This is a genomic window from Acetobacter fabarum (assembly GCF_040702925.2).
GTDB classification, from domain to species: domain Bacteria; phylum Pseudomonadota; class Alphaproteobacteria; order Acetobacterales; family Acetobacteraceae; genus Acetobacter; species Acetobacter fabarum_B.
Map to the genome: position 1 here is coordinate 15,481 of NZ_JBFCXX020000023.1, position 20,537 is coordinate 36,017.

18 protein-coding genes are annotated in these 20,537 nt (G+C 61.5%); 8 read left to right on the forward strand and 10 right to left on the reverse strand.

Annotated elements, in window-relative coordinates; translation table 11 throughout:
- Positions 1 to 151: 151 nt before the first annotated feature.
- Positions 152 to 1,129, forward strand: coding sequence for a flagellin (locus AB2L51_RS13025; RefSeq protein WP_395582709.1), 978 nt, complete (start codon positions 152 to 154; stop codon positions 1,127 to 1,129).
- 759 nt (positions 1,130 to 1,888) lie between these two features.
- Here the strand turns inward: AB2L51_RS13025 and flgC are convergent.
- Positions 1,889 to 2,296: a flagellar basal body rod protein FlgC gene (flgC, locus tag AB2L51_RS13030; protein ID WP_086647008.1), complete on the reverse strand. Its 408-nt coding sequence runs from the start codon at positions 2,294 to 2,296 to the stop codon at positions 1,889 to 1,891.
- Positions 2,297 to 2,311: 15 nt separating this feature from the next.
- Positions 2,312 to 2,728, reverse strand: coding sequence for a flagellar basal body rod protein FlgB (locus tag AB2L51_RS13035; protein WP_400922272.1), 417 nt, complete (start codon positions 2,726 to 2,728; stop codon positions 2,312 to 2,314).
- Positions 2,729 to 2,951: 223 nt separating this feature from the next.
- Here AB2L51_RS13035 and AB2L51_RS13040 point away from each other — a divergent pair, with 223 nt between their 5' ends.
- Entirely contained in the window at positions 2,952 to 3,755 is an 804-nt protein-coding gene (locus AB2L51_RS13040) for an A24 family peptidase (protein WP_395582711.1), read from the forward strand.
- 116 nt (positions 3,756 to 3,871) lie between these two features.
- Here the strand turns inward: AB2L51_RS13040 and AB2L51_RS13045 are convergent, their stop codons facing one another.
- The gene (locus tag AB2L51_RS13045; protein WP_395582712.1) at positions 3,872 to 6,499 is read right to left on the reverse strand and encodes a tetratricopeptide repeat protein; all 2,628 of its coding nucleotides are present in this window, start codon (positions 6,497 to 6,499) and stop codon (positions 3,872 to 3,874) included.
- 285 nt (positions 6,500 to 6,784) lie between these two features.
- On the reverse strand, positions 6,785 to 7,033 hold the full coding sequence (locus AB2L51_RS13050; RefSeq protein ID WP_166113465.1) for a hypothetical protein: 249 nt from the start codon (positions 7,031 to 7,033) through the stop codon (positions 6,785 to 6,787).
- A 278-nt stretch (positions 7,034 to 7,311) separates the two neighbouring features.
- On the opposite strand from AB2L51_RS13050, the gene AB2L51_RS13055 reads away from it, so the two are divergent.
- The 6 genes from AB2L51_RS13055 to AB2L51_RS13080 all read left to right on the forward strand — a co-directional run bounded on the left by AB2L51_RS13055 (position 7,312) and on the right by AB2L51_RS13080 (position 12,365).
- Positions 7,312 to 8,109 (forward strand): response regulator transcription factor, encoded by a 798-nt coding sequence (locus AB2L51_RS13055; protein ID WP_395582713.1) that lies wholly within the window; start codon positions 7,312 to 7,314, stop codon positions 8,107 to 8,109.
- A gap of 133 nt (positions 8,110 to 8,242) precedes the next feature.
- A complete protein-coding gene (gene fliE, locus AB2L51_RS13060; protein WP_395582714.1) occupies positions 8,243 to 8,581 on the forward strand; it encodes a flagellar hook-basal body complex protein FliE in 339 nt (112 codons plus the stop codon).
- Between the two features lie 9 nt (positions 8,582 to 8,590).
- Positions 8,591 to 8,866, forward strand: coding sequence for a flagellar biosynthetic protein FliQ (locus tag AB2L51_RS13065; RefSeq protein ID WP_395582715.1), 276 nt, complete (start codon positions 8,591 to 8,593; stop codon positions 8,864 to 8,866).
- Positions 8,853 to 9,704: a flagellar biosynthetic protein FliR gene (locus tag AB2L51_RS13070; RefSeq protein ID WP_395582716.1), complete on the forward strand. Its 852-nt coding sequence runs from the start codon at positions 8,853 to 8,855 to the stop codon at positions 9,702 to 9,704. The genes AB2L51_RS13065 and AB2L51_RS13070 overlap by 14 nt, the downstream gene beginning before the upstream one ends.
- 12 nt (positions 9,705 to 9,716) lie before the next feature.
- Positions 9,717 to 10,826, forward strand: a complete 1,110-nt coding sequence (locus AB2L51_RS13075; protein WP_395582717.1) for an EscU/YscU/HrcU family type III secretion system export apparatus switch protein — start codon at positions 9,717 to 9,719, stop codon at positions 10,824 to 10,826.
- Between the two features lie 219 nt (positions 10,827 to 11,045).
- A complete protein-coding gene (locus tag AB2L51_RS13080) occupies positions 11,046 to 12,365 on the forward strand; it encodes a flagellar hook protein FlgE (RefSeq protein WP_395582718.1) in 1,320 nt (439 codons plus the stop codon).
- A gap of 67 nt (positions 12,366 to 12,432) precedes the next feature.
- Here AB2L51_RS13080 and AB2L51_RS13085 read toward each other — a convergent pair whose 3' ends face one another.
- The 6 genes from AB2L51_RS13085 to motA form a co-directional block, all read right to left on the reverse strand.
- On the reverse strand, positions 12,433 to 13,956 hold the full coding sequence (locus AB2L51_RS13085; RefSeq protein WP_395582719.1) for a protoglobin domain-containing protein: 1,524 nt from the start codon (positions 13,954 to 13,956) through the stop codon (positions 12,433 to 12,435).
- A gap of 32 nt (positions 13,957 to 13,988) precedes the next feature.
- Positions 13,989 to 14,384 carry a flagellar biosynthesis regulator FlaF gene (locus AB2L51_RS13090; RefSeq protein WP_395582720.1) on the reverse strand — a complete coding sequence of 132 codons (396 nt, stop codon included), beginning with the start codon at positions 14,382 to 14,384 and terminating at the stop codon, positions 13,989 to 13,991.
- Positions 14,385 to 14,688: 304 nt separating this feature from the next.
- Positions 14,689 to 16,122 (reverse strand): methyl-accepting chemotaxis protein, encoded by a 1,434-nt coding sequence (locus tag AB2L51_RS13095; protein ID WP_400922283.1) that lies wholly within the window; start codon positions 16,120 to 16,122, stop codon positions 14,689 to 14,691.
- Between the two features lie 336 nt (positions 16,123 to 16,458).
- Complete coding sequence (locus tag AB2L51_RS13100) at positions 16,459 to 17,259, reverse strand: flagellar hook assembly protein FlgD (protein WP_395582722.1); 801 nt, start codon at positions 17,257 to 17,259, stop codon at positions 16,459 to 16,461.
- A 39-nt stretch (positions 17,260 to 17,298) separates the two neighbouring features.
- Positions 17,299 to 19,386: a hypothetical protein gene (locus tag AB2L51_RS13105; RefSeq protein ID WP_395582723.1), complete on the reverse strand. Its 2,088-nt coding sequence runs from the start codon at positions 19,384 to 19,386 to the stop codon at positions 17,299 to 17,301.
- A 48-nt stretch (positions 19,387 to 19,434) separates the two neighbouring features.
- Positions 19,435 to 20,319, reverse strand: a complete 885-nt coding sequence (gene motA, locus AB2L51_RS13110; RefSeq protein ID WP_395582724.1) for a flagellar motor stator protein MotA — start codon at positions 20,317 to 20,319, stop codon at positions 19,435 to 19,437.
- Positions 20,320 to 20,537: the final 218 nt, after the last annotated feature.

The window sequence follows — 20,537 nt, forward strand, 5'->3', positions numbered from 1 at the left end:
CTGCTTTTCTCGAGCGATGTTCTGGCCCGATGGCGGCTTTTTTTACCCCTCTCACAAAAAAAAATGATCGCGTTAACCTTCTCTTAGCCGTTCGAGGGTTTATTCAACCTTGAACACGGGCACCATGCCCACGCAAAACGGAGATCACAACGTGAGCCTTTCTATTAACACCAACACCTCTGCCATGGTTGCTCTGGAAACGCTGAACGCGACCCAGACCCAGTTGAGCGCCACCGAAAACGCAGTTTCCACCGGCAAGAAAGTTGCAAATGCTTCCGACAGCCCGGCTGCTTTCGGTATTGCTTCGCAGATGAACGGCAACATTGCCGGTCAGGGTGCCGTGAATGACGGCCTGTCCTTCGCTTCCACCGTTGTCAGCTCCACCAACAGCGCCGCCAACCAGATCCTTTCCGTTCTGGCAGAAGTTCAGGCTGCTGTGACCACGATCGGCAACAACCAGGGCAGCACAACTTCCCTCGCTCAGATCAACACCGAAATCACGGGTTACCTGAAGCAGATCGACACCATTGCAAACAACGCCACCACCAACGGCGTGAACCTGCTGGTCAGCTCCGCCAGCGCAGTCCCCACGGGTACCTTCAACGGCATCACCGCTGCCAGCGTTGTTTACGTAACCGGTCTGCAGGGCAGCACGGCAACCATCAGCAACCTGTTCGGCATCATCAACGGCGTGAGCAGCGTCACCGCTACGGGTGCTACCGCGTCCCTGACCGAAGCTCTGGGTCTGTCCACCGGCGTTGACAGCAACGGTCTGGCAACCGCCAACGGCTTCCTCACCACCGATGGCAGCCTTGCCGCTTCCTGGGGTGGCGCATCTGGCTCCTTCGATCTGACCTCGGCCATTGCCGCTGTTCAGAAAGCCATCACGGCGATGACCAACGTGACCTCTGAACTGGGTCAGAACACCAAGAACATCGCCAACATGACCACGTTCGGTCAGACGGTTTCCGACAACCTGACGGCTGGTGTTGGCGCCCTGACCGATGCTGACATGTCCGCAGAAAGCGCAAAGCTGACCTCCCTGCAGACCAAGCAGTCTCTGGCCATCAAGTCCCTCTCGATCGCCAACGGCCAGTCCCAGAACATCCTGTCCCTGTTCCAGTCGTAAGATATCGGCTGAACAGCTATCAGGTTCAGCTAACCTTACTGAGACAGTTGACAAAAAATGCCCTCGGCGAAAGCCGGGGGTATTTTTTTTGCCCATAGTGCAACACTCCGGCCTTTGGCCTGACCCGTAAGACACGCAGGCCAGTCTGGCCCTCCGGCATGTGAAAACACCCGCACCGTTGGCGACACAGGCCACTCTTCCCAATAAAAAACGCGCATGACCTCCCCTCTCTGCCAGAGCAGACGGTGCACCACTCCGCATGTATAGACACGTGCTGGACATACTGCCCAAGGCAGCAAAGCGGGCGGCCGGAAGGCGGACCCGGTTATGGGCCACACCTCTCCCGCCAGCGCATCAGGGAGCTGTCTGCGCCGCCACCCTGTTGCACAACATGACATAAAATGCCGGAAAGATTTTGTGCTTCTGGGGAATTTTGTAGGGGAAAACGGCCTGACCGTCGCAGGCAGGAATGATCAGCGCGTTGGAGAGTTCAAACACCAGTAGTTTGCTATCTCTGGTTTCGGCACAGTCAAAGCCAGAATAGTCCAGCTTGGAGTCTGTGCGGCCTTTTGGAGCAGTTCAGTCCGGTAATGCATAATATCTGCCCATGCAGGGATTATTGCAGGAGCAGGAAAAACCAGAAGTGTTCATGCCTTTACTCGACTACAGCCGGGGGCAGAACCAATACAATGGGCCACAGGCCATAGACGTGCAAAGCACTGGACTAAACAAAACACTCAGATATTCTGCTGACCAGCTTTATTTCATCAGATTGATGGTGCGCGTCAGCATGGAGCGGGTAATCTGCATGGTGTTCAGATTCGCTTCGTACGAATGCTGGGCATCATGCGTATCCATAATCTCGACCATGGTGTTTACGTTCGGCACCTTCACGTACCCTTTGGCATCTGCCGCGGGGTGGGAGGGGTCGTAGCGTGTTTCAAACGGCGTATGGTCCTGCCCGATGGACTTGACCTTAACGCTGGATGCGCCCGTGGCCTGATCCAGCGTGGTCTGGAAGGTAATGGTCTTGCGGCGGTAAGGGTCCGCACCGGGGGTGGAGCCGGTTGTATCCTTGTTGGCGAGGTTCTCGGCCGATACGCGCAGGCGTTCTGCCTGTGTGCGCATGCCATCGGCGGAAATGCCAATCGTGTTGGTAAAGTCCATCTGCTGCCTCCGTCCTTACGAACTGGTGCCCAGCGCGGTGGAGAACATGCCCATGTAACGGGTGTAAACCGTGGTGGCAAAGCGCTGCTGGTCGTTGGTATCGGCTATTTTGCCCAGCTCATCTTCCAGCCGGACCTCGTTCCCATCAATGGAGGCGGTGCCGCCCGTGGTTTTGCGCGCAAGGGCGGTATTACCCGGCCCGGCCATATGCCCCGGCTCGGTCTGCACCATGGCCATGGTCATCTGGTGCTGCAACACGCCTGCAAAAGGTGCTACATCCTTGGAAACGTAACCCGGTGTATTGGCGTTGGCCACATTGCCCGCCAGAACAGACTGGCGCGACTCCAGCCATTGCAAGCGCCGCTCTGCCAATGAAAACAGGTCAGTCCCGCTATGGGTCAGCGCGGTCTGGGATGACAGTGCCTCCAGCATGAAAATGCCAGCTCCCTTGTGTTTGTGCGGTGCCGTAGGGGAGGACAGACCTCCTCTGCTCACGGCAGTTCGTCTATAAATAGCGTTCCTTCCCCCCGATTGCCACAGATTTATTGGCCCCATCCCCTCCAGCGCCGCCCAATGCCCCATGACAGATGCCTGGCACGGCGTTATGGCATGGTCCGGACAGCACAGACCACGCCTTTGCCAGAGCGAGCAGAGCATGCGCACACCCAGAATGACTGATGCAACCCTTCAGGCCGGGGCAACACTGGCCATGCTGGTCTGGAGCCTGCTGGCCCGTACCGTGCCCGCTGCTCTGGCCGGTATGTGCATTGCCCTGCTGTTCCCTCTTTCCGTGCGGGTTTGTGCCCTTGCACTGCGCTGGCTGCCTGTGGCCGCAGGGGTGCGCCCTCCTATGGAGGCTCCGCCCCCCCAACAGCAGCATGAACTGGTGGCAGGCTGCCTGCTGGCAGCAGCCTGCTCGCTCACCCTGCTGATCTACACCCCTCCCTCCATTGTTCTGGCTGACGGGGTAGCCCTCCACCTTGCCAACCTGCTGGTGCAGTTTGACCGGCGCGAAGGCTGGCTCCCCAACGCCATCCTCATGCCCATGCTGTTATGCGGGCTGCTGGCGGGGGCTGCACTTGGCCATGCGGGCAGCGCCATCGGAGGCGCCTGTGCCGGCTGGGTGCTGGGGGGCGCGGGCCTGTTCGGCCTGTCCATGACCCGGCGGGGTAATTTTATGTCCGCTGCCGACATACTCTTGCTGGGCGCATGCGGGGCATGGGTGGGGCTGGGCGGGTTCTGGGCTTTTCTGCTGTTTTCGGGGATCGGGCTCTGGGCCATGCGCGGTCTGCGGCGCAGCGTGCACACCCCCATGGTGCAGGCGGCTGTCTGCTCCACCGCGCACCCTGTCTGGCGCTACCCTACGGCCTTACCCTGCGCCGTTGGAATGCTGATGGTGTTTTTGCTGCGCAACAGCCCCGCCCTGCCCTACTGGGCGCAGTTCATGCTTGGCGGTTAGCACGCCGGGAGCAGACCATCCCCCCTGCGGCAGCAAACCCCTGCCATCCGGGGCGGAGTCATCCGGGACGGGGCAACACTGGCCGGCTCCGCCCTGAGCGAATCCATTCTGGCGGCTCAGGGTTTGGCGGTGGCCGCAGCAGGCTGGGGGGTCGTCGCCTTACCGGGTTTTGGCCCACCGACCTGTGTGAGCAGGCGGAAGACGCGCCCGCTCTCACCATCCATGGTCCGGTCCCCCACCAGATGACCCAGCCATGCCAGCGTCTGCGCATCTGATGCCTGGGAGGCATCAGAGGCCAGACGCAGGGCAAGTGTCTGCTGGGTAGCACTCAGCGGACCTTCGGGCGGAATGTCCGCCTCGGCCATTTTGCGTACACTGGCCACGGCGGCGGGCCACTCTCCCCGGCTTTCATGAATACGGGCGGCCATATCCAGCGAATCGGAAAAACTGTCCCCGTTCAGCAGGGCCAGAGCGGCAGTCTGGTCGCCTTTGGCCAGTGTAATGCGGGCCTGCAGGCGGCGACGCGAGGCTTTCATGTCCTCCGGCAGGTCAGGGCTATCCGTGCGCTGGAGCACGTCGGTCGCGCTCGCAAGGTCCTTGAGCGCAATGTAGGACTCAGCCAGCCCCTGCCCCGCCAGCGCCTTGAGTTCGGGCGAATCCAGCATGGGCACGGCATCGGAGAACGCTTCCTGCGCCTCATCCGCCAGCCCGAGGCCCAGCAGCATCTTGCCGTAGGCCATCAGGATTTCGCCCTTTTTGGTGCCCGGTTGCAGGGCGGACAGATGGGCGCGCAGCATGGCCGCACCATGCAGGATGGAATCGCGGTCCGTATCCTTGACCACTTCGGAAGCCACGGCGGCAAGGGTCTGGAACAGCATGGGGGAGAGGACAGGTTCGGACACCTGTTCGGGCGTGTCCTTGACCAAATCCAGCGTGGCCAGTGCTTCGGCCCATTTGCGCGCACGCATGTAGGCATCGGCCTGCAACAGCCGCACTGTGGCCTCCCGCCCGGCAAGACGGGCATCGGGCATAAGACCGTTAAACATTTCCGCTGCGGCAACCGGGGTCAGCTTGCCATCGGACATGTCGAGCGAGATTTTCTGCTCCAGCGCCTTTTCCGCCACCACAGGGTCCCGATCGACCGAGAGCGCATTAAACGTATCATACGCCTGAGCGCGCCTGCCCGTGCGCAGGTCGCGGAAGGCCGTAGCCAGCTTGTACGCGGAGCCTGCTGGCAGCCTGTCCAGCACGCTCAGGTCCTCCGCCGTGCCGTAGCGGCCAATCTGCTCGGCTGCAAAGGGCAGCAGCACGCTGCGCACACTGGTCGGGTAATTATCCAGTCGGGTAAAATCCCGCGCCAGCAGGTGGGCGGCCTCGGCCTCGTGCCCGCCCTTGAAGGCAAGATAGAGACCGCGCCAGACCTGTGTTGCGCGCTGCTCGTTATCGGGCCATGGGCCTTCAAGCAGGAACGCGCCATCCATATTGCCGCTCAGCAGTTCGGAGGCGGCAAGCAGAAAACTGACCTCCGGGCGCGCGGCCTCCTCGGGATCATCTTCCAGAGCGACGGTCAGGATTCCGCGGGCTTCCAGAAAAGCGCCAACGCCAAAGGCCGCACGGGCTTCCTCCAGCCGGGCGGCAAAACGCTGGGCCGGGTCGGAATCAGCCGCGGCCAGCAGGGCTTTGTGCAGGCGGGCTTCCAGCTGCTCATCCGGCAGTTTTTGCAGGCCCAGCCAGTCCAGATCGACCGTATTGGCGTACACGGCCACCTTGCTGTCGGGGATCTGGTTTTCACCCGATGTCAGCAACGCGCCATCGGGGGTTGCGCGCAGCCCCACATCAGGCGAGTTCGCGGCCACGACCACGCCTTCGGTCGTGGGCCAGACGTCATACCCCTCCCCATGACGGAAGGAGAGAATACCCCCGTCATCCGTGGTGGAGGTGCCCACAAACAGCTTCTGCCCGGATGCGGGGTCCGTAATGCTGAGCACCCGGCCGGGCTTGCGCATGGGGTAGAGAACCCCCCCATCCGCCATAACCGGGTTGATCACACGCCGGTCGCCATAAACATTGCCCGGCGGGGGCTTGTCCCCCAGCACCCAGCCTTCTGCCTGCTGGGACAAAAAGAACTCGCGCGTATCAGGCAGCTTGACCTGCAACAGGGTGGCGCCGGGCAGGGTTGTCACGGTCAGGGTGGAAAAAACACCGTCCCCGCGCAAGGCGCTGGTATCCATGGGTTCGGCATTGTCCACCACAATCACAAAACTGTCGCCACTGCGAAAGGCAGCCAGCCCCATGCGGGGGGACAGGGGAATGAGAACGCGGCTGGTTGATGTGGCAGGCACATGAATAGGGCCAGTACCACCCCCTGCGACACTGGAGCCGGAACCACCGGGCTGCCCTGCCTTTTGCCCCGGTTTACGGCCCTTGCCCGCTGGTTGCGCGGCAGAATCAGGCGGGGAGAGCGGCACGTCCAGCACTGTAGCTTTCCACGGTGCGGGCAGGCCCTTGAGCAGATCGGCATCCGCTGCGGTGCCGGGGTCGGTCGGGGCAGCCGTAGCACCTGCCGTAGCGGCCGCACCGGCTGCTGCGGCGGCGGCAGCCGCAGTTGCCGCGTTAAGCCCTTTGCCCTTGGGGGACACAGCCTGAGGGGTGCGGGGCGCATGGACGCGCCGCGCCGCATCGGCCACGGTTGTCATGGCGGAGCAGGACAGAAGCAGGGCAAGGGGAAGAAGGCAGCGTCTCATGCAAACGGATCTGCTGAAATACACGTCTGGTTAATCCTGAACGAACAATGACCCCGCCGCGAGGCGGGGCTCCTCTGCGCATATGACAGCAGGCGCAGGAGAACCGTAGCTGCCGACCTGCCAGCCAGAGCAGTCAACACGAACCTGTCAGTCATGCAGGACCAGAACGGACACTGCCGCTGCTGCGCACTCATCAATCCCCTGAAGCATCATGCGTTAAATCTGAAGAGCCTCTCCCGGCTGGTTGCCCGCTGGGGCCGGGACAGGCCCGAACCCAACCCGCGATCAGGCCAGAAGGTTGATAAAACTGGCCGAGCCGGAATGTTTGTTATGCGTATTGCCCGAGGGCACAACCTGCCCCGTTGCGTCGAACTGCATGGAGGAGGAAGACCCGTCCTGACTGGTGGACGCAACCTTGAGCGCACTGGAGGCAATATGCTCGGGCTGGACCGAGCGGTGGGCCCCCTGAGCCATGTTGGCCGTGGCCGTGCGCATGCTGGAGGCAAGATGGGCGGCAACCGTGGTATCTGCCATGTGTACGGAACCTCATTCAGGGCTTACGGGAAACACGAGAGCCGGTATGCCGCACCGCAGCGCCACATGCAAACCGGAAGAAAAAATCTTGCGCTCAGACTATGGGATGGTCTTGCCTTAGCCAAGGTGTTTTTTGGAGTCTGCCCTTGCACAACCCTCAATGCACCCCAAATACCCGACCAGCGCCGTGCCCCGGCCCGCCAGACAGAGTTGATCCACCGCAGTTCCCTGCGGCATCAGGCACACGCCCTCGACAGAACCGATAGACGGAAAAAAACATGCGCCTGTTGTGTATCGGAGACACCTCGACCCAGGGGGATATCCGCCCATACCGTGGTCTGGCGGAAGCGGCGGTGGAGGGGGCGCTGTCCCTGACCATGTCCGGCCCGGAAGGGGTGGTGGAAACCCTGCGCCGCTCGCAGTACGACATTGCGGTTATCCAGCAGGCCCGGCCCGATACGCGCCTGCTGCGGCACATCCGCAACTCCCGCATTCCCACCCCGGTCATCATGATCGTGCGCACATCCACCCCGCAGGAAGTGGCGGAAACCCTGTCCATTGGCGCGGATGACTGCGTGAGTGCCGCCATAGAACCGGTGGAACTGCTCGCCCGCCTGCGCGCCATTGTGCGCCGCACCGGCGGGCATGACAGCCTGAGCCTGCATGTCGGCCGCATGGTCGTGGACGTGGACCGCAGGCAGGTCCTGATAGATGACCGCCCGCTCCCCCTGACCCCGCGTGAGTATGACGTGGTGGAACTGCTGACCCTGCGCAAGACACAGGTGCTCAGCAAGGAAGCCCTGCTGGACAACCTGTACGCAGGTCAGGAGGAACCACACGCCAAGATCATTGATGTGATGGTCTGCAAGATCCGCAAGAAACTACGCGATTTTGGCATTATCGACCCGTTTATAACCCAGTGGGGCATTGGCTACAGGCTGAACGAGCAGGCGTTCATCCCCCTTGGCGCGCGCATGAGCGTGCACAGCGCCACCCCTGCCTCGCGCGAGACAAGTCTGCCGGTGACACGCGGCATCAACGTGATTTCCCCCGCCACCAAAATGGACGTGCTCTAATCCGCAAGGACCGGGCGTGCAGGCGTAAAAGCCACTGGCCTTGCGGGGGTCAAATGGATTAGACTACCCTGACGTTCCAGACCACTCTCATGGCGGCAGGCGGCATGCCCCCTCCGCGCCAGACAGGGCCACTATGACCAGCGATCTCACCACACGCAGCCTCGACGCGCTCAACGCCTACGGACAGACCCAGAAGAGCATGCCGTCCGCAACGGACGGGCAGGGTACGGGTTCCACAGGGGGGGCCGATATTGTTTCCGGCTTTACGTCCGCGCTGGACAACGCACTCCACGGCGCCATCCAGACCGGCAAAACGGCAGAAACCCAGACTGCGGCCGGTCTGTCCGGTCAGGGCAACATGAGCGATATCGCCACCTCGGTCGAAGAAGCCAAACTGACCCTGCAAACCGTAACCACCGTGCGCGACCGTATGGTGCAGGCCTATCAGGACGTCATGAAAATGTCGATCTAAGACCGCCTCATGCATAACACGGTCGATATCCACGACATTCTGCGCCAGACACTGTTTGTGGCGGTCAAGCTGGGCGCACCCTCCCTGCTGGCCTCGCTGGCGGCGGGTGTTCTGGTATCGCTCTTTCAGGCCATGACGCAGGTGAGCGAAGCCACGCTCTCCTTCGTGCCCAAGTTTGTGGCCGCCATGGCCGCCCTGCTGCTGACCGGCTCCTACATGGCCTCCACCCTGAACACCTATGCCCGCACCATTTTTGATCAGGTCATTATGGTTGGCGGGTCATGACCGGCTCCCACACTCCGTCGTGGGCATGACCGACTACCTGCTGTTCCCCGGCGGGTCCATACAGGTGCTGGCCGCCATGTTCCTGCTGGTGCTGTGCCGGGTCAGCGCACTGGTCATGGCCTCCCCCGGACTGGGGGAGAGCACATCCCCCATGATCATCCGCGCAGGCATTGCGCTGTGCATTACCTTTGCCATCCTGCCCCTTGAGCAGAACGCGCTCAAGGACGTCTCGGGGCAGGCGCTGCATATGCCAGCCCGCGCCATTGCCATTATTGCGGGCGAACTGCTGTACGGTATTTTCATTGGCTGGCTGGCCCGGCTCATCTCGCTCGCACTGGGCATTTCCATGCAGTTCGTGGCCATTTTTACCGGCCTTGCCAGCGTGCTCCAGCCCGACCCGGAACTGGGCGCGGGCAGCACCGCCATCAGCCATATGGCCTCTTTTCTGGTTCCGGTTATTTTTCTGTCCACGGGGTTGTATGCGCTGCCACTGACCGCCATTACCGGCTCCTATACCGTGTTCCCTCCCGGCCATGTACCCATGGTGGGGGATATGGCGCGCAGCGTTACGCAGGTTACCTCCCAGACCTTTATGCTGGCCTTCCAGCTTTCGGCCCCGTTTGTGCTGATCGGCACGCTGTGGCCTGCCATGCTGGGGGTGCTCAACCGGCTTATGCCGTCCATTCAGGTCTATTCCATGGCCATGCCTGCCCAGTTGCTGGGGGGTGTGCTGCTACTGGCCATTCTTATTCAGGTCATGAGTGGTGTATGGCAGGAGCGGGCGGGCGACATGCTGCTTGGCCTGCCCGGCATTGGCGCCACCCCCGCGCACCCCTAGGAGCGAGCGCGCATGGCCGATGACAGTTCAGGCGAAAAGAGTCAGGCCCCAACCGGAAAACGGCTGGAAACCGCACGTGAGGAAGGCAATATTGCCCAATCGCGCGAGGTGCAGCTCCTGATTGTCCTGAGCGGCTTCCTGATTGTTTTTACCACCAGCACCGGACTGTCCGCCTACAGGTTTACCAGGCACATGTATGGGCTGATGGCCCATTTTGACAGTATTCCCTTTGACCGTGCCTCCCTCTACCGCGCCTCCGTTCAGGCATCGCTGGAAGGGGTCTGGCTGGCAGCCCCTCTGGTGGGTACGGGGGTGCTGGTCACGCTGGCTTTTGGCGTAGTCCAGAGCGGTTTCCTGTTCCGCCCGCAGGCCATCATACCCGACATTACACGCATGTCCCCCGCCAAGGGGATCTCGCGGATCTTCAGCAAGAACAATCTGGTGGAAACCGCCAAAAGCCTGATCAAACTGGTGGTGTTCGGCTGCGTCCTGTTCGGGGTCGCCAAGGAAACCCTGCGCGTGGCTCCCGTTTCCGAACGGTGGAGTGTGCAGCACCTGACGCACGAACTTGTCTCGTGGTTTGTGTACGCAACACTGGTGGTGCTGGTGGTGCAGGCCGTTATAGCCGTGCTCGATGATGTGTGGACACGCTGGAACCGGCTGCAGAAACTGCGCATGAGCTTTCAGGAAATCAAAGACGAAACCAAGGAAATGGACGGGGACCCCAAGGTCAAGGCCCGCCAGCGGCAGATACGCATGCGCCGCCGCCGCCGCATGGTGCAGGCAGTCAGGGACGAAGCCACCGTGGTCATTACCAACCCGACCCACTACGCCGTGGCCCTGCAATACGAAAACGGGGTGCATACCGCGCCTAAAATTGTCGCCAAAGGCACGGATGAACTGGCCGCGCGTATGCGTGAGGCGGCGGAGGAGGCCCGCATCCCTATTGTCCCCAACCCGCCTTTGGCGCGCGCGCTGTACACCCTGCCGCTGGATTCGGAAATTCCGGCCGAATACTTCCAGCCCGTCGCCACCATTATTGCTTATGTCATGAAGCTCAAAACCCCCGGCGCGCGGGCCGTGGCGCCCCCGCCGCAACAGCCTCCGCCCCCCCGCCGCTAACAACCGGAAAACGGCGGTTTACAGTTCTTTCACACAGGAAAAACTTGCGTTTCGTGCCCTACATGCTACTCAGTTAGGTAACTCAGGCGCAGGTCATGTGGTCAGGCGTGTTGTTGCCCCGGAACCTGCTAGCCATCCACCCAGTGGCTGATGCGTGTGCCCAACCGGCACAGACAGCCAGCGTAAGATAACTGCGCATCCACAAGGCAGGGACGACACATGTCTATTTTCAACTCCCTTACCACGGCTGTCAGCGGGATTAACGCTCAGTCCACCGCGTTTACCAACCTCAGCAACAACATCGCCAACAGCCAGACGGTCGGCTACAAGGCCGACACCACCGCGTTTCAGGACTTTGTGGCCGGTGCGGGTTCCACGTCCGGGTCGTTTGCACAGGGTGTAGCCAACTCCGTGGCCGCCGTAACCGTGCAGCACGTCAACTCCCAGGGGACCGCGGCCTCCAGCACGGACGGGCTGGCCATGTCCATCTCCGGCAACGGGCTGTTCAACGTGTCCAAAAAGACCGGGGCAGTCACTTCGGCTGGCGCTGACTTTGCTCCCGAACAGTACTACACCCGTAACGGTGAGTTCTATGAAGACAAGGACGGCTACCTGCAGAACACCAGCGGCTATTACCTTGATGGCTACATGGTGAACCCCACGACCGGCGCGCTGGACACATCCAGCGTAACCCAGATCAATGTCGCCAATGTAACGTTCCGGCCTACGCAGACCACAACGCTGACAGCAACAGGCACCCTGTCCTCCGTGACCGGCGCAAGCCCGGTGACAACGAACACCACTGTTTATGATGGCACCTACAATCAGGCCAGCCCTCAGGCCAATACCGGGGATGTCACGCTGACGTGGACCCAGTCCTCCGCTACCCAGTGGACCGTAGCAGCCACTTCCAGCACCTCGGGCATGTCCATCACGCCTACAACGGCCTATACGGTGGACTTCAACACCGATGGTTCGCTGAAATCCGTGACTGACAGCTCTGGCAACAACGTGACCTCTACCCTGAACGGGGCCACCGCCAACCTGCCGATCTCCATCACCTACCCCGATGGCAACACGCAGAATGTGAACGTCAACATCGGCACCATTGGTGGCACAAGCGGCATGTCCCTCAGTGTCTCCTCCACAACGCCCAAAGCCGTCAGTGACAGCGTGACCTCCGGCACGTACCAGAGTGCGAGCATCGAAAGCGATGGTTCCGTCATGGCGACGTTCGACAACGGGGATACGCAGCTGATCGGCAAGGTGGCACTCAGCAACTTTGCCAATGTCAACGGTCTGCTGGCGCAGGATGGTCAGGCTTACACGGCCACAGCTGCCTCGGGCAGCGCCCAGACCGGGCTGGTAGGCCAGAACGCAACAGGCTCCCTGACGGTTGGCTATGTGGAATCCTCCACCACCGACCTGACCAGCGACCTGTCCGCCCTGATCGTGGCGCAGGAAGCCTATACCGCCAACACCAAGATCGTGACCACGGCAGACCAGCTGCTTCAGGCCACCATCGCCATGAAGCAGTAAACCGCTTTTAAGCCAAATCGCTTTTGCACCGGCCTGCCGCAAAGCAGGCCGGTTTTTTTGTGCCTGCCTATTCGGCGGCTATCGGGTAATCATCCGCGTAATCCAGCCCGTAATCGGAGAGCACAAAATTGCTCACCAGTTCCACCATTCTGGCTGAACGCTGGCTCAGATCCTGACAGTCGGCGGAGGCGAGTTCGCTCATGGCGGATGTTTTTTCCGTCAGGTCACGCAGGGCGGCAGCCTCACGGTGTGTCCCTTTAACGCTCTGCTGCTGACCGCTCATTTCCTTGTTAATCCTGCTGATGGCGTTATTCACCACCGCAATGCCCGCCCCTATATCGGACAGGTCCTCCACCATCTGGTCAACCGCATCTGCCCCGCTGCGGATCACCGCCTCGTTCTTTTGCGCACTGACCGCAATCTGGCGGGCTGCGTGGGATGTCTTCACCGACAGGTCCCGAATAGCCATGGCCACAACCGAAAACCCGCGCCCCATGGCCCCGGCCCGTGTGGCCTCCACATTGGCGTTAAGGGCCAGAAAATTGGTCTGGGCCGCAATGTTCTGAATAGCGCCAACCAGATCGGATATGGTTTTCCATGAGGCTTGAATATCCGCCATGGTGGCGCGCACATCGTTCATGTTGGTGCTGCCCCGTGCCGCAGCGTCCACACATTTGCGCGCGGCCTGCTCGGCAGCGACCGTCTGCCCCGAAACATCGTCCAGCGACGCTTCCAGCGTGGCCGTAGCATTGGTCAGGCGGTGGATGGAGCCAACCTGTGCCTCGTTCTGGCTGAGAATACGGGTATTGCTCTGGCTGATGGAGGAGGCCGCGTCCTCCACCTGCGTGGAAACCTCGCGAATATCGGAGACCACTTCGTTCAGCCCGGTTTTGAGTCTGGCAAAGGCTGCCGCCAGCACGGGCGAGCGTTCGGCCACATCCCGCGCCAGTGTGGCACTCAGGTCGCCTTCGGCCACACGTTCAAGGGCCTGGGCAATCTGTTCCAGCGCCGAGCGCTCGGACGCGGCTTTCTGCCGTTCCTCCTCCAGCCGTGCAAGATAGGTGGAAATAACCAGATCCATGTCCAGAAACGCGGCTTTGAGAATAGACCCGATCTGCTGACCCAGCTTTTCGCCCATTTCGGCCTCGGCCGCTGCACGGCCAAGGGAAAAACGCCGCCCGCCACGCACCCCCCGCCGGATCAGGCGGCGGCAGATGGCATCCAGCAGCACGGCGTAGCCCTCTATATACCATCGTGGCTCCAGCCCGATGCGGGCATGGGCGTGGCCAATCCGGGTGACATCGCTGACGTAGTCCGGCCCGAACTTGCCCGATAGAATGGTTTCCCAGTGCGTCTGCTGCAAGGTGCGGGCCTTGGATGTAATGGCCTCGGTCGGGAAAAACCGGGCCAGTTCAGGCACATCCAGCACACGTTGATAAAATTCGGACAGGCTCTCGTCCAGAATCTCGGCCATATCAGGGCGCATACCGGCCAGCGTTTCCCGCTCTCGCCGCTCTATGCCCATAAAAGACAGTCTGTCAGCTATTGAAGCAGGCTGCCAGTGGCCAGCCCGCACGTCCGAATTTTCCATAGTCGAGCCACCTTTTTTGGCCCCTCGACCGTTCAGAGCATGGCGTTGGTATCGAACTCCTGTCCGGAACCTGCGGATGCTTCCAAGCCTTCCAGAACGGTTTCTGCAATCCCGATCAGGGGTGCGAGGGACAGATTGGTATCAAGTATGGCGCGAATGCCATAACGCTGCGCCTGAGAGGCAAGTCTTACAAACAGCTCCCTGTCCTCATAATTGGTAGCCCCTGCATCCAGCGAATTCGCCTTCATGATCATGGACCATAAACGCTGGTTCTTGGTCAGGGCCTTCAGCCGGACAGAAGGATCGGAACTGGCGGATGCCGTTTCCAACTCTTCAATCAGCAGCCTGAAGCAGGTCGCATCGGCCTGTCGGTCCGTCATGGAATACCCAGCCACATTCTGGTAGGCACGCATTGCGGGATGGATCATGATTGCACCATATTTTTATCGGCTGTTTCCCGCCAGCAAGGGCAAAAATCAGCAATGTGTGTGTGTCATTCATCCTACACCGGGCGTTAGAGCGTGACCAGAGCAACCTCATGGAACCTACAACGCCGAGTGTTGGCAGGAATTTATAAAAATTTTCTATATTTTTGCCGTTTTTCTACCGGGTCTGGCCTCAGCCTGCAACACACTCGCGTGAGCGCATGATCCGGCACACAGCAAAAAGGCCGGTCGCATATGCACCCGGCCTTTGCCTTACGCACAGCCCCCCGCAAGGCAGGGCAATAGCCTAGAAGTCCGACCAGTCCCCGGCCCCGCTGCTTTCCAGCTGGCGCGGAGCGGCAGGTTTGCCACTACCAAGGGTAGCAGGGCGACGGGGCGTGCTGGCCGGGTTGGCCAGTGCCGGACGTGCCGAACCGCCACGAGGTCCGGCCAGCGCGGGAGCAGCACCGGGCAGGGTAAAGTGGCCGACCACACTCACCAGATTAGCCGCCTCGCTCTTGAGGTTATGGGCAGCAGCCGCGGTCTGCTCCACCATGGCGGCGTTCTGCTGGGTTGTGGCGTCAATATGGGTCGCGGCGGTATTGACCTCGCCCAGACTCCCCACCTGCTCGCGGGCCACATTGGCGATGTTGCCCACATGAGTGGTAATGGTTTCCACCTGCCCGGCCACCAGACGGAGTTCCTTGTCCGTCTGCTCCACAAGGCGCACGCCTTCGGTCACCTGCCGGGTGGAAATCTCAATCAGGCTCCGGATATCGCGCGAAGAGGTGGAGGAACGCTGCGCCAGCGCCCGGATTTCGGTCGCAACCACGGCAAACCCGCGTCCGGCGTCACCCGCGCGGGCGGCTTCCACCCCGGCATTCAGGGCCAGCAGATTGGTCTGGAAGGCAATGTCATCAATAATGCCAATAATGGCGGACATTTTGGCCGACGATGTTGCAATTTCCTGAATGGCGGACATGGCCGACAGCATGACCGTGGTAGAGCGCTGCACGGCGGCATGAGCACTCTGCGCCGCATCACGCGCTTCCTGCGCGGCTTCGGCCTGATTATCCACACCGTTTTTAACACTGGTTATGGAGGCCGTCATCTGGCCCATGGCCGCTGCCTGCCGTTCGGTTCTCTGGGCAAAATCCTGCGAGGCTTCGGCAATTTCCATCGACCCGCCCTGAATAAGGGCAGAAGCCGCAGCCACATCCGCCATGGCTTCGGACAGGGAGGCCACGGCCTCGTTAAAATCGCGTCGCAGGGCGTCAAACTCTGGCGCGAAGGGAGATGTAAACTGGAAGGCCAGATTGCGATCCGCCAGTGTGCGCAGCCCTTTGCCCAGTTCCACGATCATGCCGTTCTGCTCAAGGGCCCGCTGCTGTGTCAGCTCACTCATGCGCTGCTGTTCATCGGCACTGTCCTGGGCAATTTTTTGCAGGTCAAGCTGCCGGACCAGCGCGGTGCGGAAGGTCGTCAGCGCTCTGGCAAGACGCCCGGCGCAGTCCGACCACTCAACATATGGGATTTTTTCATCCAGCTTGCCTGCCGCAATACGCTCGGTCAGGGCTGTAATCGTCTCAAACGGCACGGCGGCGCGGCTGATCAGCACCCAGCGGGCCAGAAAAACCATAATGGAACTGACGACAAACCCGCCCAGCCCCAGATAACGCTGCACAGCCAGCGGCAGGTCCATTTCGGAACTGACAAGCTGCACCAGGATCTGCAAAAGCATGTAGGCCTGCAAACAGGCCATGACGATGGAAATTTTCCGTCTCAGGGGCGCTTTTTCAGTAAACCATGCCAACATATTTTTCCACCTCAATGCCAGTTACCGGCATAAGGATAGCCGCTTTTTCCCCCGGTTCGTCAATTTAACGTTAAGACATATGTTAGATTTAACAAAACATTAGCCAGAAATCCGGCCTCGATACGGCGCAGCCAGCCCTCGTACCGACCCAACTGATATTGGTTTTACTGGGCATACGCCCCACCCCACCCGCGCTGGTATCTGGGCAAAAAAAAGGGGGCATGGCATCGCCACACCCCCATAGCACGGCCCCACCATGTTTTATGACCCGGTTGAGGGCGTAGTCGTATTGTTGCCAGAAGACGACGACGAAGATGAGGAAGACGAAGACTTGGACGTGCTGGACACGTTGATCAACTTGCTCATGGGGATTGTGGCCCCACCCATCTGCACCTGCATGTCGTTGGTGCCGGTCTGGATACCGGTAATGGTGCCCGTAACGGTAAAGGGCACATCGGACGTATTGCCCGCAGAATCCATGGTTTTGACCGCAACGCTGTATGCGCCATCGGCCAGCTTGTTGCCCTTGTTGTCCGTGCCGTCCCATGTCCAGGTATTGGTGCCGTTGCTGGCGGTAACCAGATCGTCCTTGACAATGGTGCCCGCCGAGTTGGACACGGCAATGGCCACGGTCTGCCCCGAGCTGCCATTGTAATTGAGTGTGGCCGAGCTGTTCTGCAACGGCAGGGTGGTGCTGCTTGCCGTCGCCTGCGAACCCACCAGCGCGCTATCTGCACTCAGCTGCCCGCTCTCGTTCAGGGAGATGAGCGAGGAAAGCTTGGAGTTGGTCTCCACCTGCTGTTCCACCCCGGCAAACTGCACCAGCTCGCTGGTGAACGAGTCCGAGCTCATGGGGCTGCTGGGGTCCTGATGCTGGAGCTGCGTGGTCAGCAGGGTCAGGAATGTGGTGTAGTTATTGGCAAGGGAAGACAGCGCAGCCGTGCTTGACGCGGAAGACGTGGATGTGGTTGGCAGGCCGGACGTGGCCGCCGAGCTTTTGGCCGTTGCTTCCGCTGCCGAGAGCAGGGTGTACTCGTTGGTTGTCAGTGATGTCGAGGACATGTGCCCGCTTCCTTCCTGTCTGCCTGTAACGCGCCCGGGTCAGGCGGTAATGTTAACCCCACGTCCATCATACGAGCGTGTGGCAGGAGAAGCCCCTCCATCCACCTGCGCCTGATCCGCCGCCAGACCCTGTACGGCTGGCAGGGTGCTGCCAGCCCAGGCGTTCCCGCCAGAAGGCTGGTGGCCACCCTGCCCCGCACTGGTATCCGCCCCGCCAAAAGCCCCGCCTGCCATGCCGCCATTATCCTGCTGGCTGGCATTGTTGCCGGTGTCGCTCGCACTCACAACATCAATCTTGATCTGCCCTACGTTTACACCCGCCGCATCCAATGCTGCAACAAGCTCGTGCCGGGTGTTGGCCAGATGGTGCGCGGTTGCGGCATCCTCGCTTTGCAGGACAACGCCGGTCGTCACGCCATCACTCCCCTGCACGCGCACATGAACGGGGGTGGAATCGGCGGTCATGACCGTCATGGACACACCCGTATCCGCACTGGCGAGGGAGAACAGACCCGTGGCCGGACCATCTTCCGCCGTGGAGGCGGAAAAGGCCGCAGCCTGTGGAGGGGCGGCCTGTGCGGTGCGCCCACCATCCAGCGCCGAACCCAGCGTGGACGCAAAGCTGGAAGCCCCCTGTGCGGCCTCCTGCGCCAGCGTGCTGGCCGAGGCCGCGCCATCGGCCAGCACTGCCTGCCCTTCCGCCTCCGCGCCCGTACCGGACTGGTCGGAAAAACCGGACTGGTTCTGGCCCGTGGCCTCCTGCACAGCGCTCCCCAGCGCCATCATGGCCGTGGTGGCGCTGGGTGCCAGACCACTGGTGGCACCTGCTGTCAGGGAAAGCCCGGCAACCCCGTCCGGCACCTGTGCGCCCTGCCCGGTGCCGGTGGTCCGGGTTACGCTGACATTGCTGACCGCGGCGGCAACCTGCTGGAGCGTGAACGCCACCTGCTGGGCCGTATCCGGAGTTGCGTCCTGTGCGCTACCTGTCTGGCTGGTGGCAGGGGGCGCGGCATTGACATGCGCCTCATGGCTCCCTGCGCCCATCACCCCGCCTGCGGCGGCACTGGTGGTAACGGTCTGGGCTAATGTCGTCTGCGCCACCGGCACAGCCTGCGCGCTGCCCAAAGCCGACAGGCTGACAGACCCGGCCCTCGTAACACGTGTGGCAGGCTGCGCCACGGCAGAGGCAAGCCCCATGGGCAGAGCGCTCAAGGGCTGAACCCCCAGACCCGAAGTCAACGCAACAGAACCGCTCTGCCCGGCAACGGTGGACAGGTCCAGCGCCCCAAACGCATCTGTCGCGGCCTGAGCGGCCCCTTGCAACATGCTGGACGAAGGCAGCGCCCCTGTGGCCGGCCCGGTACCGGGCTGTACGGACGCCGCCAGTGCTGAGGCAGCCAGTGCAGAAGCAGCCTGCGCCCCCCCTCCCTGTGTCGCGTCAGCCGTGCTGCCTGTCCCTGTTGCTGTGGAGGCATCACCCCCGGCCGGCACCCCAGCCACAGCCGGGGCAGCGCCCGGCACTACGGCCGCACCCTGCATGGCCATTTGCAGCAGCATGTCCGCCATGTTCCAGGCCGTTGTGCCCTGCCCGCTTTGCCCGGCATCCGCTGTGGAGGCACTGGTGGTCTCCGCTTTGCTGTCTGCATCAACCGTTGCGTCATGAGCACTGCTGCTACCGGACTGGTCTTTCTGGATCTGGGCGGCCTGAGTCTGGGTGGTCTGGGTGGTTGTCGCAGCCTTGCTGGCGCTGCCCCTGCCCGCCTTTGCACTGGCCGTGGCAGGGGTGTGTTGCCCCTCCGCCGCCGTATGCGCGCCGGACTGGGCGGGGGTGGCGCTGCTCTGGCTGGTGGTATCGTCTGCTGTAGTGTCGGTCTGGTCCGTGTCCGCCTGCTGTGTGCTGCTGGGGGCACTGGTGCTACCGGACTGTGGGGTCGTCGCACGTGCCTGCGTGGTGGTGGCCGGAGCGGACATGCTTTTGAGCACCGCGGCAAAACCACTGTTCTGCCCGGACGCGCTGGAGGCAACCCCCATGGCGCTACGCGATGCAATGGCGGCCAGCAGGGAGGAAAGCGGTGCTTCCTGCGCGTTTTCGCTCAGGTTGGACCCACTTGTTGATTTGATACCCATTACTTGCTCCCTCCCGCCAGCGGACGCGCCGCCAACATTCCCCTACGCTCAGGCCGCTGCGGCCGCACCGGGGTTAGTGGCCTCGGACAAGGCAGAATCCAGCTCGGCAAAGGTTGGCATAAACGCATGCGGTATGTCCTTACGCCCGATTTCCGCGCAGATCTGCGGCGGGTTGCCTTGCAGATGCGCCACAAATACCGTGCGGATCAGGTCCTGATACCGTGCGTCCTGCGTGACCACATCGCGCATTCTAGACGAAAGTGGGGCCACAATGCCATAAGACAAAAGCACCCCGAGAAAGGTCCCGACAAGTGCGCCGGCAATCATCTCACCCAGAATGACCGGCGGCTTGCTGATGGAAGCCATGGTTTTGATAACCCCGAGCACGGCGGCCACAATGCCAAGGGCTGGCAGGGCGTCTGCAATGCTTTGCAGGCTTTCGGAAGTATGCAGCTCTTCGCTCAGGTTCTTTTTGAGTTCACGCGCCATGACCTCATCAAGCTGATAGGCGTCATCCATGTTCAGGCTGACCAGACGCAGGTAGTCACAGATCAGCGCACGGGTTGGCACATCGTCCCGCACATTGGGGGAGAGCGCGAAAATGCTGCTGTCGTTCGGGTTTTCAATATGTTCTTCAAGCGCCATGTTGCCCTTGGCCTGCGCAAGCCGCATGAAACGGAACAGCGTGACCAGCAGCTCCGTATAGGCGGCCTTGTTGTAGCGTGGCCCCTTGATGGTGCGGCGTAGATAGTGCGGGAACTCCTTGAGCACGTCCTTGGAATTGGACATGACAAAAATACCCACCGCGGCCCCGAGAATGGTCAGCAGTTCGAACGGCATGGACATGATAAGGGGTGCCAGCGCCCCCCCCGATGCCACAAACGAACCAAATACGCAGAGCAGCGCAAAAATGAGCCCCCCGATGAACAGCATTTAACGGTCTCCACTTCCATCTACTTGCACCAGACGGGCACACATTGCCTGCGGCACGGTCATCATCGTGTTACGGGCGGGCTACTGCGGCGCGGGTGTCCACGTATCCTGCGAGGGTTGAAAAGGCTGGTCCACTGGCGGCTGGGCCTGCTGGCCCTGCGCCGCACCGGGCCGCGTTACGCTACGCACCCGCACCCCCCGGTGGCGCCGCGCGGCGG